Genomic DNA, 1049 nt, shown 5'->3' with positions numbered 1-1049 from the left:
ATCGGAAATCAATAGAGTCACAGAAAAACTTTTTCAAGAGATTCACCCTGACAAAAGAAAAACCTTTACTTGTGACAACGGCAAAGAATTTTGTGGACATCAAGAGTTGAGTCAGAAACTAGGAGCAGATTTTTATTTTGCCACTCCTTATCATTCGTGGGAGAGGGGATTAAATGAGCATACTAAGGGACTATTGAGACAATTTTTTCCCAAGGGGACAAATTTTAAAATCCTTAAGCCAGAGGAGGTGGAAAGAGCCGTAAACTTGATTAACAAGTGCGAAACGTTTAGGCATGAAATAAGGAACCAAATGCCCGAAATAACCGACTAGTAAGGTCTTCAGTCCCCTGACTGAATCTAACAGGTCAACCTTGACCAACCTTATAACTGTTTATATGTCCCGACGTTTAGTATCACTCGATACCAAAACTAGGCAAGGGGACTCAAGGTCAATACACTTTGTAACAATTATTTACAATTGCTACAAAGGTGAGAGTAACGGCGATAGCCACCCCCAGATTCAGAAGTCACAACTCTGGGACTGAAGCGGGGAACGGAAGGCTCCTAGATGTAACCTAACATCCAAATCGAGACCACTGCCAACCATCCATGATTAGGCGTGAGCCAAATGTCCGACTTGAACCATCGTAACAAGTTAGTAGTGAAATAGGTTGACACACTGCGTTCAAAAGAATAAGGGGAAGAAAGTAAGGAACTTTGATTTTTCACTTACACAGACCTTTAAAAGTACCCCGGTGGAGAGGACAAATCTAAAGATGGAATGCCCATATAAAAGGAACGTAATAAACCCTTTTAGGCTCTGGGTACAGGTCGAAATACCCAGTAGTGACAAGTGTAAGCGCAAGCCTTTAAGGGTGTGAGATGTAACCAAAAGCCAACGCTTGACGGTAATAGTCAGGATATGCTAACAGGTTACGGTTTGTCTGTAAGGATAGAGTCTAGTAGGAGTCTATATGACGAAAGCGAGAGAAGGTAAAGGATTCGGGAAACCGAAAACCACTAAGACTACGAATGTATGGAAAGCTATC

General features: G+C 41.8%; 1 protein-coding gene. It reads left to right on the top strand.

The genetic code is table 11. From position 1 onward, the window contains the following. A partial coding sequence (locus O9290_RS18825) for an IS30 family transposase (protein WP_502846467.1) occupies nucleotides 1–331 on the top strand: 331 nt, incomplete at its 5' end. Between the last annotated feature and the right edge of the window lie 718 nt (nucleotides 332–1049).

This window comes from Microcystis sp. LE19-41.2A, assembly GCF_027530405.1.
Lineage (GTDB): Bacteria > Cyanobacteriota > Cyanobacteriia > Cyanobacteriales > Microcystaceae > Microcystis > Microcystis aeruginosa.
This window is presented reverse-complemented; position numbering and strand designations above follow the sequence as displayed.